Origin of the sequence: Pectobacterium atrosepticum (assembly GCF_000740965.1) — a bacterium.
GTDB classification, from domain to species: domain Bacteria; phylum Pseudomonadota; class Gammaproteobacteria; order Enterobacterales; family Enterobacteriaceae; genus Pectobacterium; species Pectobacterium atrosepticum.
On sequence record NZ_CP009125.1, the window covers coordinates 2,404,924 to 2,419,780 of the forward strand.

Annotated in this window: 15 protein-coding genes; 3 read left to right on the top strand and 12 right to left on the bottom strand. The window is 49.0% G+C overall.

The features are described 5' to 3' along the window. Positions 1 to 142: 142 nt before the first annotated feature. Positions 143 to 340 carry a DNA polymerase III subunit theta gene (locus tag GZ59_RS10580; protein ID WP_010275471.1) on the top strand — a complete coding sequence of 66 codons (198 nt, stop codon included), beginning with the start codon at positions 143 to 145 and terminating at the stop codon, positions 338 to 340. Positions 341 to 420: 80 nt separating this feature from the next. Here GZ59_RS10580 and dsbB read toward each other — a convergent pair whose 3' ends face one another. Beyond that, the gene (gene dsbB, locus GZ59_RS10585; RefSeq protein ID WP_039291677.1) at positions 421 to 951 is read right to left on the bottom strand and encodes a disulfide bond formation protein DsbB; all 531 of its coding nucleotides are present in this window, start codon (positions 949 to 951) and stop codon (positions 421 to 423) included. 194 nt (positions 952 to 1,145) lie between these two features. Next, positions 1,146 to 2,726, bottom strand: coding sequence for a sodium/proton antiporter NhaB (gene nhaB, locus GZ59_RS10590; protein WP_039291680.1), 1,581 nt, complete (start codon positions 2,724 to 2,726; stop codon positions 1,146 to 1,148). A 229-nt stretch (positions 2,727 to 2,955) separates the two neighbouring features. Here nhaB and fadR point away from each other — a divergent pair, with 229 nt between their 5' ends. Then, positions 2,956 to 3,675 carry a fatty acid metabolism transcriptional regulator FadR gene (gene fadR, locus GZ59_RS10595; protein WP_011093917.1) on the top strand — a complete coding sequence of 240 codons (720 nt, stop codon included), beginning with the start codon at positions 2,956 to 2,958 and terminating at the stop codon, positions 3,673 to 3,675. A 105-nt stretch (positions 3,676 to 3,780) separates the two neighbouring features. Here the strand turns inward: fadR and GZ59_RS10600 are convergent, their stop codons facing one another. The 8 genes from GZ59_RS10600 to GZ59_RS10635 form a co-directional block, all read right to left on the bottom strand. After that, positions 3,781 to 5,322, bottom strand: a complete 1,542-nt coding sequence (locus tag GZ59_RS10600) for a SpoVR family protein (RefSeq protein WP_039294959.1) — start codon at positions 5,320 to 5,322, stop codon at positions 3,781 to 3,783. 241 nt (positions 5,323 to 5,563) lie between these two features. After that, the gene (locus GZ59_RS10605) at positions 5,564 to 6,463 is read right to left on the bottom strand and encodes a tagatose-bisphosphate aldolase (protein WP_039291684.1); all 900 of its coding nucleotides are present in this window, start codon (positions 6,461 to 6,463) and stop codon (positions 5,564 to 5,566) included. 36 nt (positions 6,464 to 6,499) lie between these two features. Next, the gene (locus GZ59_RS10610) at positions 6,500 to 7,033 is read right to left on the bottom strand and encodes an ATPase AAA (protein WP_039291689.1); all 534 of its coding nucleotides are present in this window, start codon (positions 7,031 to 7,033) and stop codon (positions 6,500 to 6,502) included. After that, on the bottom strand, positions 7,030 to 7,467 hold the full coding sequence (locus GZ59_RS10615) for a PTS sugar transporter subunit IIA (RefSeq protein WP_039291692.1): 438 nt from the start codon (positions 7,465 to 7,467) through the stop codon (positions 7,030 to 7,032). The genes GZ59_RS10610 and GZ59_RS10615 overlap by 4 nt, the downstream gene beginning before the upstream one ends. A 6-nt stretch (positions 7,468 to 7,473) precedes the next feature. After that, entirely contained in the window at positions 7,474 to 7,752 is a 279-nt protein-coding gene (locus GZ59_RS10620) for a hypothetical protein (RefSeq protein WP_039291695.1), read from the bottom strand. Between the two features lie 64 nt (positions 7,753 to 7,816). Continuing rightward, positions 7,817 to 9,154, bottom strand: a complete 1,338-nt coding sequence (locus tag GZ59_RS10625; RefSeq protein WP_039291698.1) for a PTS sugar transporter subunit IIC — start codon at positions 9,152 to 9,154, stop codon at positions 7,817 to 7,819. Positions 9,155 to 9,167: 13 nt separating this feature from the next. Beyond that, positions 9,168 to 9,461 carry a PTS sugar transporter subunit IIB gene (locus tag GZ59_RS10630; RefSeq protein WP_011093910.1) on the bottom strand — a complete coding sequence of 98 codons (294 nt, stop codon included), beginning with the start codon at positions 9,459 to 9,461 and terminating at the stop codon, positions 9,168 to 9,170. 10 nt (positions 9,462 to 9,471) lie between these two features. Beyond that, positions 9,472 to 10,452 (bottom strand): 6-phosphofructokinase, encoded by a 981-nt coding sequence (locus GZ59_RS10635; protein ID WP_039294962.1) that lies wholly within the window; start codon positions 10,450 to 10,452, stop codon positions 9,472 to 9,474. Positions 10,453 to 10,864: 412 nt separating this feature from the next. On the opposite strand from GZ59_RS10635, the gene GZ59_RS10640 reads away from it, so the two are divergent. Continuing rightward, positions 10,865 to 12,187, top strand: a complete 1,323-nt coding sequence (locus GZ59_RS10640) for a D-amino acid dehydrogenase (RefSeq protein WP_336858657.1) — start codon at positions 10,865 to 10,867, stop codon at positions 12,185 to 12,187. 31 nt (positions 12,188 to 12,218) lie between these two features. On the opposite strand, the gene GZ59_RS10645 is transcribed toward GZ59_RS10640, so the two are convergent. Further along, complete coding sequence (locus tag GZ59_RS10645; RefSeq protein ID WP_011093907.1) at positions 12,219 to 13,418, bottom strand: multidrug effflux MFS transporter; 1,200 nt, start codon at positions 13,416 to 13,418, stop codon at positions 12,219 to 12,221. Positions 13,419 to 13,559: 141 nt separating this feature from the next. Continuing rightward, positions 13,560 to 14,834 (bottom strand): YeaH/YhbH family protein, encoded by a 1,275-nt coding sequence (locus tag GZ59_RS10650; protein WP_011093906.1) that lies wholly within the window; start codon positions 14,832 to 14,834, stop codon positions 13,560 to 13,562. Positions 14,835 to 14,857: the final 23 nt, after the last annotated feature.

Below are 14,857 nucleotides of genomic sequence, written 5' to 3' on the forward strand. Positions count from 1 at the left end.
TTTCATTCGAAATTTTGCTAGAAATTAATGTGTTTTTCTTCTTTTCGGCAGAAGTCGAGTGGCTGCGGCGGAGGGCTTCCCTGTGTTATTGCTAGCGTGTTGTATAATTTTAGAGCAGTCAAACCAGCAGGAGGGAGAGCATGTGATTAACTTTGAGAAAATCATTCTTGAGTACAGCGAGCAGTACACCGACTTTGCTGCCTCCACAATTGCTTTTATGGAAAGTCAGGAAAAAAAGATCGACGCAGATGAAATATCACGAAGAATTCCGCAGGAAAAGAGACCTTTTTTCAACGAACGATTAGGCCATTATCGCGATATCTACAGACCACAGCAGTGAGGGTTGGCACAAGCCTGTGAAGCGTAGAAACAGTCACCAGAAGCCCGACGACGTTATCGTCGGGCTTTTAGGTCTATTCTTTAGCGGCTGAAGAGGTCGCGTCGCTTCGGACGGAAAGGTTGAGCGATCAACACCAGCACAGCAATCAACAGATAAGCGGCGAAGATGCCAAGCAGCCATTGTGGCATTTCCATCGAGAGGAATGACCACTGACGCTCTGAACAATCACCGGTCGCATTGAAAATGGCCGGGAGCCATTTGTCTAAAGGCAGCCATGATGGGAAGCTGACAAAGAAATCGCAGGTGGTAAAAGGCGACGGATTCAACAAAATATCGGTGTGTTTCCAAGCCAGTCTAATCCCTTCATAGGAACTGTATATCCACAGTGCGATGGCTGGATAACGCAGTAGACTTGACGGCGCAATGGCACCGACAATACCTGCCGCGAATACTCCCCATAGAGCACTGCGCTGATAGATACACAGTACGCAGGGTTTTAATAACATAACGTGCTGAAAATAGAGTGCAGTCAATTCCAATGCTAAAGCAGTAAACGCCAGCAGCAGCCACGCACCACGTCCGCGTGAGCAACGATTAAGAAATCGCAACATAAAAATATTCCATGCTAAACATGATAAAAGCAGCAGTGTAAACCGTTCTGGCTTCACTGCCATCATTTCACTGTGCAAAACGTAACGATATGTTTATTTGATGCTTTTCTATCATTTTACGGCGGCGAAATATGTGTTGATAAAGCCATCAAGACAGAAATTGTCGCCACCGAGATTACTATACACGATCGTGATTATGCGTGACTGCCCGATATGGTCAAATTTGGCAAAGAAATCCAGTGATTATTCATCAAAAAATCGGTGAACGGCACCAGCGTGAACTCAACGCAAAGCAACCCGACCAGCGTCATCACAATGGTGTAAGGCAGTGCCATGATCACCATGCGCCCATAAGACAGACGGATAAGCGGAGCTAGCGAGGATGTCAGCAGAAATAGAAACGCGGCTTGCCCATTTGGTGTGGCCACGGAAGGCAGATTAGTGCCAGTATTAATCGCCACGGCGAGTAGCTCAAATTGGGGTAAGGATATTTTGCCGCTCTCAAACGCATTACGCGCTTCGTTGATATACACCGATCCAACAAATACGTTATCTGATATCGACGATAGCAGGCCATTGAACAGATAAAATTGTGTCAGTTGGGCACTATCAGAAGATTGCAGGACGTAATGGATAATCGGTGAGAACAGTTGCTGATCGATAATGACGGCGACGATGGCAAAAAAGACCGTCAGCAGTGCGGTAAACGGCATAGCATCTTGAAATGCTTTACCGATAGCGTGTTCTTCGGTCACGCCGCAGAACGTTGTGGCCATAATAATCACGGAGAGGCCAATCAATCCGACCTCAGCCAAATGAAACGCCAGCGCGATAATGAGCCAGACGCCAATCACTGCCTGCACGAGTAAACGCACTTTATCCTGCTGCGTGCGTTTTTCTGTCATGTCCCGATCGTAATCCTCAAGTACGCGGCGCACGTTGTCCGGCAGGTTTACCCCATAACCGAATAGCTTGAAGCGTTCGACCAGCACGCAGGTCAGGATGCCGCAAATAAAGACGGGCACGGTTACCGGTGACATGCGTAGAAAAAAGTCGACGAAATCCCAGCCTGCGCTTTTCGCAATAATCAGATTCTGAGGTTCGCCGACCATCGTCATCACCCCGCCCAGTGCCGTACCGACGCCTGCATGCATCATCAGACTACGTAGAAATGCACGGAATTGGTCCAGCGTACGATGATGCTCCTCGCCGTTTAACGTGCTGTCATCGCTGATATCGGCCTCGTCTTCACCTTGCTGAGAGGCGAAACGGTGGTAAATACCATAAAACCCGATAGCGACGCTGATGATGACTGCAATCACAGTCAATGCGTCTAAAAAGGCGGAGAGAAACGCAGCCGCCATGCAAAAGGCGAGTGAGAGCAGGGATTTAGAATGGATGCGCAGCAGCAGTTTGGTAAACACAAAAAGCAGCAGTTGCTTCATGAAGTAGATGCCTGCCACCATAAACACCAACAGCATGAGAACTTCAATATTCCCTGTGACTTCATGCCACACCTGCTGTGGGCTGGTCATGCCGATGAGTATTGCCTGTAACGCCAGTAGACCACCAGGCTGTAGCGGATAACATTTCAGCGCCATGCCGAGCGTAAAAATAAACTCCACGACCAATAACCAACCAGCCCAAAACGGACTGACAAAATAAAACAGCAGCGGATTAATCAGCAAGAAACCAAAAATAGTCAGTTTGTACCAGTCTGGCGCGTATCCCAGGAAATTTTTTAACAGCGCACGGTGGAGGGGCATGGCGATCATATGGGCGCGGGATCCTTATTCGTTATAATAGCTTGATGGTTTTTATCATATAGTAAAAACTTTACAAACAGTCATAAGTCTACCGTTCTACGCTGTGACAGGGCGGTTTGCAGTCACAATTTTTCATTGAAATGGTTCGGTGCCTGAGTACGGCGCTATATCATGATTCTTTCGTCTGGTATTATGATTCGGCTTTTTTCGGCAATCACCGCTACGGATTATCAAACACATGGTTATAAAGGCGCAAAGTCCGGCTGGATTCGCGGAAGAATACATTATCGAAAGTATATGGAATAACCGTTTTCCTCCTGGCTCTATTTTGCCCGCGGAAAGAGAGCTTTCCGAACTGATCGGCGTGACCCGTACTACGCTGCGCGAAGTGCTTCAGCGTTTAGCCCGTGATGGCTGGCTGACGATACAGCACGGGAAACCGACAAAGATTAACAACTTTTGGGAAACCTCCGGTCTCAATATTCTGGAAACGCTGGCTCGGCTCGATCACGATAGCGTGCCGCAATTGATTGATAACCTGCTGGCTGTGCGCACCAACATTGCCGCGATCTTTATTCGGACGGCGTTACGACACAACCCGGAAAAGGTGCGTGATGTGTTGACCCAGTCAAGCGCGGTGGACGATAGCGCAGAAGCCTTTGCGCAACTTGACTACAACGTGTTCCGTGGTTTGGCTTTTGCCTCCGGTAATCCGATTTATGGCCTGATCCTGAACGGTCTGAAAGGGTTATATATTCGCGTAGGGCGATACTATTTCTCCAATCCGGAAGCCCGCAAACTGGCAGTGAATTTTTACGGTAGGTTGGAAGCGTTGCGTAGCGAAGAGCTATACGATCAGGTGATGGATGTCGTCAGACATTACGGTAAAGAAAGTGGAGCGATCTGGCACAGTATGCAGAGTGCCATCCCGCGGGATATCGCGGAAGTGCGACGCTAAGACGTCATACGCTTCATGGTGAACACGTGAAAAGGGGACTCAGGTACTGCCTGAATCCCCTTTGTCTTTGTTGGCGAGACCTTTTACCTGTGTAACCGTGTTCTGCTATGTGGGTGCAGCTCCGTTACGTGGTGGGCAGCGCTCAATCAGTTCAATGCTGCCATCGGCGTTAGCCTGCTCCAGATAAACGTCAAACCCCCACAGGCGATGAACGTGTTTCAACACTTCCTGGCTACTTTTATCCAACGGTGCGCGGTTGTGTGGAACATAGCGCAGCGTCAGCGCCCGATTGCCGCGTAAATCCACGTTCCAGACCTGAATATTCGGCTCCAGATGGCTCAGGTTGTACTGTGCGGACAGCTCCTGTCGGATCAAACGATAACCTTCTTCGTCATGAATCGCGGCAATTTCCAGATAGTTGTTTCGGTCATCGTCCAGCACGGTAAATAGCCGGAAGTCGCGCATCAATTTAGGTGATAAGAACTGGCTGATAAAGCTCTCGTCCTTAAAGTTCTGCATCGCAAAATGCAGCGTATCAAGCCAGTCTTTACCTGCAATATCGGGGAACCAGTAGCGATCTTCATCCGTCGGCGACTGACAAATACGTTTAATGTCCTGAAACATCGCGAAGCCCAGTGCATACGGATTGATGCCGCTGTAATACGGACTGTTATACGGCGGCTGATAAATCACGTTGGTGTGGCTGTGCAGGAATTCCAGCATGAAGCGCTCAGACACACTGCCTTCATCATAGAGATGGTTGAGAATGGTGTAGTGCCAGAAGGTGGCCCAGCCTTCATTCATCACCTGAGTCTGCTTCTGCGGATAGAAATACTGGCTGACTTTCCGCACGATGCGTAAAACCTCTCGCTGCCAGGGTTCCAGCAGCGGGGCGTTTTTCTCCATGAAGTAGAGCAAGTTTTCCTGCGGCTCTTGCGGAAAGCGTCTTGCTTGTTCCGGGGCGGCACCTTGTTCACGACGCGGTAAGGTTTTCCAGAGATCGTTCACCTGGCTTTGCAGATAGGCCTCACGACTTTTCTGGCGAGATTTTTCCTCTTCGAGCGAGATTTTCTGCGGGCGCTTGTAGCGGTCAACGCCGTAGTTCATCAGCGCGTGGCAGGAGTCTAGCAGGCGCTCTACCTCCTCTACGCCATAACGCTCTTCGCATTGCGCGATATATTGTCGTGCAAACAGCAGGTAATCGACGATGGAGCTGGCATCGGTCCAACTGCGGAACAGATAATTACCCTTGAAGAACGAGTTGTGTCCGTAGCAGGCGTGCGCCATGACGAGCGCTTGCATTGGCAGCGTATTCTCTTCCATCAAGTACGCGATACAAGGATCGGAGTTAATAACGATTTCGTATGCTAATCCCTGCTGCCCGTGTTTGTAACGCTGTTCGGTTTCAATAAATTTCTTCCCGAACGACCAGTGGGAATAGTTGATCGGCATGCCTATGCTGGAATAGGCGTCCATCATTTGTTCTGAGGTGATTACTTCAATCTGGTGAGGATAGGTCGCCAGCCGGTACAGCTTGGCTACCCGATCAATCTCATCGAGATAAACCCGCAATAACTCAAATGTCCAGTCCGGTCCATCACTCAGGCGAAGTGTTTTTTTTACCTGATTATCCGTCGATATAGCCATCAGCGCGCCCCCTAACATAACAAGCCTGTACGTGAGATCCCGTTTACTGCTTTCCCGCTGGCTCCTGTCAAAAAATCATCGTGGTTCATTTAGTTATAGCTGAGCTTTGGACACGCGGCAATTGACGAATTGGCCGGATTCGATGGATAAAGATCGCTGATGGGATAAAAAAGACGTGTGTTTGCGCTGTCTATCAATTGAGAAGTGCGCTCCCCTGAGAGAGCGCAACATAGCGTCTGAACTAGGGGCGCTGGTACCGTTTTAACAGCGCCTGAATATCGTTAAGGCGTGAGACGGCAACCGTGGATAGCTTCTCTTTAGAAACGTTGCGATCGAGCGAGATGCAATCCTTCCACAGAGAACGACCGGCAATCACGCCAGAAGCGCCATTTTTTAACGCGCTCTCCACCTGAGGGAGAAAGGTAGCGTGATCGACGCCCGCAGACAGAACGGCCCAGGGTATTTCACCGCAGAGTGTGGTCACGCGCGCGCAGGCTTCATCCGACCCAGGATAAGGAATCTTCAAGACTTTTGCGCCTTGATCGATACAGGCCTGACAGCCCGCCGGAATGAGCTCAGGCAGAAGGCGGGTATAGGCATCACGAGATTCATTTTCCAGAGAATAGGTCAGAAATTCGACGACGAGCAGTAAATCCTCCTGCGCAAAATCCTGAATCACGGTACGGAGTGTTTCAAGATTACGCGTATTGGCGTCTGGGATATCCGGGCGAAGGTAGATCATGATTTTTCCACCGGTGGCCCCCCATTCGCGGACTTTGCGTGCCGTCACGCCCTCAACCATAGTGGAGATCCGATAGCCTTCTGGGGTCGTTTCCCAACCTGAAGCATCAAGCCCGATGAGCAGACCGGTATCGCGAGGCAAAATGTTTTCGTCTATAAGACCCGGTATGGCACAGATCGGATCGACCAGTACACAGCCCGCCTCAGCCGCCAGATAGCGAGTGATGTCGTATTTTGTTTTTCCTAATGTTTCATTGGTAATCGCAGCCTGCGCATCAGAGGTCGGTGCTAATAACGTTCGCATGCCGCCACGTTGATCGCAGGCAATAACCATCATAGCGCCCGTCGCGTTACAAATTAATTGATATCCTCGGTGCTCAGCTGTTGTCATGGTGTTCATGATAATTACCCTCATAAAATTAATATAAATAAGCGATTAATCCAGGTGTGTTTTGATCCATTGAATTAATTCCTGATGATTAATTTCCTTATCCTGATCAACCGTGTAACACTTTCCAATACGCATTGGCTGTGCTTGATGCGCGAGTGAAATTAATTCCGGGAGATACTCATCGCCGGGATGGCCCTTTATTCTTGCATTCATTCTGGCTTGATATCGTTCGGCCACCCGTTCGGATGAAATAGCATTCCATATTTCAAGTGGACGCTCGACGTCACACGATGTCAGATATTCTTGTAATATGGATTTTTCGCGAAAACCGAACCAGGCATCAAGAATCAGAATGCTATTATCAGGAGCCTGTCTAACGATATTAAACATGGCCTGATATGCGGCGCATCCCAGTTTTCTGTTTAACGTTCTATCAATGGTGTCGCAGAACTGCATCATGAACGGCTCTTTTATTTCATCCAGGCTTAACTGTGGGAGATGCAATTCATCAGCAATAATACGCGCCACCGTGCTTTTCCCTGATGCGGGTATACCATTTACTAAAATAAGTTTTTTCATAATACTCCGACAATATCATCTGATGTGGTGGCACATCGAATCCGAGAGAGCATGTCGTCCTGTTCCAATAGATTGACGATGGAGGCGATGCCTTCTGTAATATGTTCATCGCTGTTAACGCCACCGAACATAATTAAAATATCTACCGGTTCACTTCCCTGAATAGAGAGCGGTGTGTGTAACGTTAGTAAACTGAAGCAATTCTCAATAACGCCGCACTCAGGACGGGCATGTGGAATAGCGACTCCTTCATCAAAAACATAATAAGGACCGTATTCCTTTGTGCTTTCTATCACCGCAACGGGATAGTCTATCGTAATACACCCCGCACTGATTAATGGTTGCGCGGCACAATAAATAGCCTCTTCCCATGTTTTACATATCACGCCGAGTTGAATGCAATTGTGCTGCAAAAGGAAATTTTTTATGCTCATAAAACCTCATATATTTTTCCGAATAGTGTTTCTGAGTTCATCGATCTGAATGAAAATAGTATCAACCCGATCCCGATAATCAGGATGGGAAGAAAATAATTGAATGGCCTGGTTGTATTTAATCATTAGCGTTTTTTGCGTTTCACTATGCGTCGGATCTTGAGCTAAACGACATTCAAGCTCCGCTAGTTCTTCCTCAATCTCCTTGACGCGTTTGTCATCCGTATTACCGCTGTGGCCGGAAGAGAGACGAGGAGATAAAAAACGTTTGAGTAGAGAAAACATGGCGACCCCTTAGCAATTTGCATAATGACATTAATAACGACAGGCCATACAACATGCTTATGCGCTATTGCGATAGTTTACGATTCGCAATAAAGGCAATAGCTGCAACGAACGCGACAAATACGGCGACAAATAACCAGTCTTGCTGGAAGGCGTGTCCTAATATCAGCCCTGTACCGATGACATCAGAATCACTGAAGGTGACGCCGGTAAATCCGAAGACTTCCAGTAATGGCACCAAAATAGCGGGCAATAAGGTAATGAAAAGACCATGAACCACGCCGCCGATAATTGCACCACGCCGTCCTCCCATTGCGTTACCGAAAATACCCGCCGTTCCGCCCGCAAAGAAGTTGGTCAATAAACCCGGCAAAATCATTGCCAATCCAAACATCGGGAAGATCAGCATTCCCAGAATGGAACCGACGGTGGTGGCGAGGAAGCCAACAATCACGGCGTTGGGCGCATAAGGGAAGAGCACAGGACAATCCAGCGCGGGTTTAGCGTTAGGCACCAGGCGCATGGCGATACCTCGAAATGCAGGAACCAGCTCATTAAGCAGCAGACGGACACCGCTGTAGAGCACGAAAACGCCCGCCACAAACTGCATGGACTGCATGAACGAATACATCAGATAGTTGACGCCGTTGGCATATTGCGCGATGTATTCCGGTCCCGCAGCCACGGCGGGGATAAGGTACATCGGCACCATAACGACGGCCATCGACAGGTAGGTATCCTGCAAGAATTTGAAGTTATCGGGCAGCGTTAAATCTTCTGTGGATTTGGAGTTTTTACCGACTAATCGAGCGACGGCGGCCTGTACCAGATACCCGATAGTACAAAAATGCCCGAGCGCGACATCATCGGAGTTCGTGATTTTACGGACAATCGGCTGCGCCAGAGCAGGCATCAGCACCGCCATAATACCGCCAAATATGCCTCCGGTTAGGATCAGTGTCGCACCGGTCAAACCCGACTTATAGCCGATCACGGTACCGATTGTTGCCATCCACAGCAGAGCCTGTCCCGTCAGGAAGATATATTTAAAGGGGGTAATTCGTGCAATAATAATGTTGACGGCAAAGATCACCATGAGCGTCAACGCGACTTCTGAGCCGAGTTCGCGGTTTGCCAATCCGGCGATGGCGGCGACGTCGGTGATGTAGCCTTTCATGCCGAAACCGTGGGTAAAGATGCTGTTTAAATACGTCAGGGCATCGACGATGATGTTAATCCCCGCCATCATGATGAGGAAACCAAGCAGTGTTTTGAACGTGCCTTCTGCAATTTTCCCTACCGATTTCTTCTGCAAAATCAATCCGATCATGGCGATCAGTGCGATTAATATGGATGCCTGGCCTAATAAATCTTTCACAATGAAATTGACAATGGTGTTCATTTTTCACCTCATGCTATTTATGAGCCTGGATATACGCTAAAATTTTTTCTTCTATTTCGTCTTTGTCGGTAAGTTTATTAAGAATGATGACTCTTTTTTTCTCATCTTCACTGGCATCGCTATTCAGGATATCAGCAAATATCTTCTGGGTTAGAATGACGTCATAATTGAAGGCTGAGGCTTCTGAAATCGTGGTGTGATTGATTTCTGCATCAATACCCAATTTTTTTAGTACGGATTTCGCGCTCATTTCAATAGCGAAACTGGAACCTAATCCACAACCGCAAACGCAAAGTACTTTCAACATAATAATTACCTCATATAAGATGATGAGATTTCGCGAGCTTATAAAAATGACTTTCGATATCAACCAAACGTCGTTCGGAGTCCTCCAAGTCGATAGGAATCGCTTTGTTGTTATTATTGATAATGATGATCTTATTAGTCAGTCCGGCATTAATACACCGAACCACTTCTTCTGCTAACAGGGTGCCCTGAATAATTTCTTCCCCAGTGGGCGCGCCATTTCGTAAGCCATATCCTAAAATTGTTTTTCGGATACGGATTCCAATCTTATGTTCGAGTTTCTTGATAATAGTGTCGATAGCGCCCTGAAAGCCGGGAGTATATTCATGGGTGTAGCCTTCAGAACATAAAATGATCACGCTGTTTTGTTCTGCGATTTTATCCAGAACACATTGTGATAACGCATCAATATCCCACGGTGACTCCGGAATGAGTGCGATGTCTGCATTGCTCTTTAATGCCGCCTGTAATGTTAACTCGCCGCAATAACCACCGAGTAATTCAATCATGAATACCCGACCTTGCAATCCACGGCCCGTATTGCGCAATTTTTCCACCTCACTCATTACCTGTTCGCAGGCGGTAGAAAAACCAATAGTGTAACTATTTCCTGAGATGTCATTATCAATCGTCATTCCTACACCGTAGCAATGAATACCATAGCAACTTAATTTTTTTAGAAATTGGAACGAGCCATCTCCACCGGCCATAATGAGCGAGTCGAGCTTTTGTTTTTGGATATTTTTGACGATTTTCTCGTAGTCTGTTTTTCTACATTTCCCGGTTTTTCTCCCTGATGTAACCAAGGGCATTGATGAGAGTGAATAATCCACCAGATCGCGGCGGGTGAGAACTTTGCAGCAGTTATCGATAAGGCCATTAATTCCACCATCGAAAATGACGATGTCAGAGGCAGTCATTCTATTCACCTGAAAGATGAAGTTATTTATTCCGCTAACGTCGCCGCCGCTAATAACTAGTCCAATTTTCATCATCGCCTCTACAATATGAATAACCATCTTGTGAACACAATGTTATTAAACTGATAAGGCGTTTTTTTGATGAATGTCTCAAATTTGTATTTAACTATGGAAGGGTATGTCTTGACAGTGATGTTATTGACTTTATTGTTGTGATGATTATCACAATTTAAAAATAAGCAACCTGACTAACTTGTTAATTAATTTAGGATTTAACATCTTCATCTTTTTTATTTCCCCTGACCTTTTCTGCTAAAAAACGAATACGTATTTTGTGAATAGTTTCACAGTTATTTCGTTACGATCTCAATGATGAATCGAAGATATAAAAGACGACGATAGATAAATGTTATCGCTGAGACGAGTGACAATTCCCTCCCAAATGCTAGAGTAGTCTTCAGTTTTACCTTTTAACTAGTGTTTTATTCCATTAAATAAGCATTTTTCCAGCAGATTAGACGGTCTTTTACGGAAAGAAAGGGAGAGCGGTAGCATGCGGGTTGTGATTCTGGGAAGTGGTGTAGTTGGCGTCAGTACCGCCTGGTATCTTGCGCAGGCAGGGCATGATGTCACCGTTATCGACAGACAACCGGAGCCTGCGTTGGAAACCAGCGCCGGGAATGCCGGACAGATTTCCCCCGGCTATGCCGCGCCTTGGGCTGCACCGGGAATACCGCTGAAAGCGATAAAATGGATGTTCCAGCGCCATGCGCCGTTGGCCATTCGGCCTGACTTCACGACTGCACAGCTTTGTTGGATGTGGCAAATGCTGCTTAACTGCGATGCGCGCCACTATAAAACCAATAAAGCGCGGATGGTGCGTCTGGCTGAATACAGCCGTGACTGCTTGCAACAGCTGCGGCGAGATACGGGTATCCAGTACGAAGGTCGACAAGGTGGAACGCTGCAACTGTTCCGCACCGAACAGCAATATGACAATGCGACACGGGATATCGCCGTGCTGGAAGAGGCTGGCGTACCGTATCAATTGTTGGCTCGCCATGAGCTGGCCTCGATTGAACCCGCGTTGGCGAATGTAGTCGGGACACTGACTGGCGGGCTGCGTTTACCACACGATGAGACGGGCGATTGCCAACTGTTCACCCGCCAACTGGCAGCGATGGCCGCTGAGGCTGGTGTCACGTTTAAACTGGGGCGTAACGTCCGTCAACTGCGGGTTGAAGGGCAGAGCGTCACGGGCGTGCAGTGCGACGACGAGATGATTGTGGCAGATGCCTATGTGATGGCCTGCGGTTCCTATTCAACGGGACTACTGCGCCAGTGGTTCGATATTCCGGTTTATCCGCTGAAAGGTTATTCACTGACGATCCCGCTGGCGGATGACGCCTCAGCACCGGTTTCTACCGTGCTGGATGAAACGTACAAAGTGGCAATTACGCGTTTTGACAATCGTATTCGCGTTGGTGGAATGGCAGAAGTTGTGGGCTTCAACACTGATTTGAACCCCAAGCGCCGGGAAACGCTGGAAATGGTGGTACGCGATTTGTATCCCCATTGTGGCCCGATTGAGCAAGCGACATTCTGGACGGGATTGCGTCCGATGACACCGGACGGTACGCCGCTGGTGGGACGTTCACCGCTGAAAAACCTGTATCTGAATACCGGTCACGGCACATTAGGCTGGACGATGGCCTGCGGGTCGGGGAAATTGCTAGCGGATATTCTGTCGGATAAATCACCGGAGATTGAGGCCGATGATTTATCCGTATCTCGCTATACGCGTTAGCGTATCTGTCTTCTGTATGCGGTGTTTTGAACTAGGCGCGGGGCAGCGATGTAATGCTGCTCTTGTGGTGACGCGTGAGCAGGCGGGCGCGTATCGCCAGCAGGGCGGCACAAAGCATAACCAGCGCCAGTGATATTTTTGACGGCAGAGGAATTGCCATCGCACCCAGCCCCAACACCGCACCGCCGGCCATCTGCACAAATCCTACCATTGCCGACGCAATACCCGCCTCATTGGGATAAGGCTCCAGCGCATAGCTGGTGGATGGGCCGATCAAAAATGCCAGACCCGCACAGGCCAGCGCGACGGGCAACATGTAGGTTGGCCAAGTGTCTTGCATCGCTTCGGGTAAGAGCGCGACACCACCAAGCAGCGAAAGAAAACCCGCTCCCATCAGCAGGCTACCGATAGCCAGACAGCGCGGCCGACCGACTTTGCGGATAATACGATTCACGAAGAAGCTGACCAGCATGATCCAAAAACCGTTCGCGCCGAAGGCAATCGAAAACTCAAGCGGTGTGAGTTGCGCCTGATTCATCAACACCACAGGAGAAAAGGTGACATAGGTTAACGCCATCCCCATTGCGCCCGCATTGACTGATGCGAACCCCAGAAAGTGGCGGTCGGATAGCAGGCGGGCATATTGGCGCAGCGGCAAAGCGTGCACAGGTAAGGTTGAGTCTGGGCGTGTTTCTGGTAGAAAGCGGATAATGAGAGCCAGTACCAGAATGCTGTAACCTGCCAGGAACCAGAAGGGTGCACGCCAGCCAAAGGCTTCGGCCAAAAGTCCGCCTAATAGCGGTGCCAGCGCCGGTACAATGTTCAGCGTGCCGTTAAGAAAACCATAGGTTCTCGCGGCATCATCGCCGTTTAGTTTGTCACGCACGCTGCTGAAAATGGCAACGGCGGTACAGCAGACGGCCATGCCCTGAAAAATGCGTGAGAGAATGAAGAGTGTGGCGCTGGTGGCTAGTGCCGCAATGATCGCACCGATGATGTAAATAACCACGCCAGCTAACGCCATTGGACGCCGACCATATTTATCAACCAGCGGTCCGGCCAGAAGCTGACCTAATCCCATGACCAGAATAAAGAGGGCGACGGTAGACTGAATCAGCGATTCTGGGCTGTTCAGCGCCACGGCGATGGCGGGGATAAGCGGTAAATAGATGTCAATGCCCAGAGGGCCGAGTAGAACCAGAGTCAGTAAAATCAGAACAAATCGTTGCATAACAAAACAGAAATCTACGTTTTATGGGTTCGACAGGGTAATGCGCACATTGGCGGAAAGGAAGTGTTATCTTTGTGACAACGTCACTATGATGTCGTTGGGAAAGGAAATCGGCCAGTTTACTGGCCGATTAAGATGTGCTCAATGTCCTACGGTTTGTTTACGGAAGAGTTCACGGAAGACAGGGTAGATATCATCTTGATCGCGAATATGCTGCATGGCGAAATTGTCGAACGTATCGCGCAGCGTTTCATATTCACGCCAGAGCGTCTGGTGTGAACGCCGGGTGATTTCAATGTAGCTGTAGTAACGCACCATCGGCAGAAGTTTACTCGCCAGAATCTGGTGACACAGCGGTGAATCATCAGCCCAGTTATCGCCATCCGATGCTTGTGCGGCGTAGATATTCCATTGTGACGGGTCGTAACGCTCGCGCACGACTTCCTCCATCAGCTTTAGCGCACTGGAGACAATGGTCCCGCCAGTTTCCTGAGAGTAGAAGAACTCCTGTTCATCGACTTCTTTAGCCTGCGTGTGGTGGCGAATGTAGACAACGTCGACGTTTTTGTAATTTCTGCTGAGGAACAGGTACAGCAGAATATAAAAGCGTTTCGCCATGTCTTTTGTCGCCTGATCCATGGATCCAGACACATCCATCAAACAGAACATCACGGCCTGACTCGATGGCTCGGCCCGGCGCTCGTAGTTCTTGTAGCGCAGGTCAAACGTATCGATAAAAGGCACGCGCGCGATTTTCTTGCGTAGTTCGGCGATGTCCTCCCGTAGCCGTTCCTCTTCCAGCAATTGTGCCGGTTCGGTGTATGCCAGCTGTTCTAACGACTCTTCCAACTCATGCAGCGTGCGACGTTTACCCGCTGTCATCGCCATACGGCGTGCCAGCGAGTTTTGCAACGAACGTACCACGCTGATATTGGCAGGAACGCCGTTAGCGGTGTACCCGGCGCGATGCATTTTGTACTCGGTCATCTGTCGGTGCTGGGTCTTCTTCAGATTCGGCAGCGCCAGATCTTCAAACAGCAGGTCCAGATATTCATCTTTGGAGATCTGAAAGACAAATTCATCATCGCCTTCGCCGTCTTTACTGGCGTCACCCTGACCGGAACCACTGCCGCCACCTCCTTGTGGCCGCTCGATTTTGTCGTTCTGTACGAAGTGATCGTTACCTGGGTGGACGCGGTGGCGGTGTCCTCCGCGCCCCTGATGGAACATCGGTTCGTTGATGTCTGCATTGGGGATCGATACTGACTCCCCGCTTTCGATGTCGGTCACCGAACGCTTATTAATGGCCTCGGAAATCGACTGTTTTATTTGCGACTTATAGCGGCGCAGAAAGCGTTGGCGGTTCACCGTGCTTTTGTTTTTGCCGTTCAGCCGTCGATCAATAAAATAGGCCATGTTTCCCCCAAACGCTGTTGCCA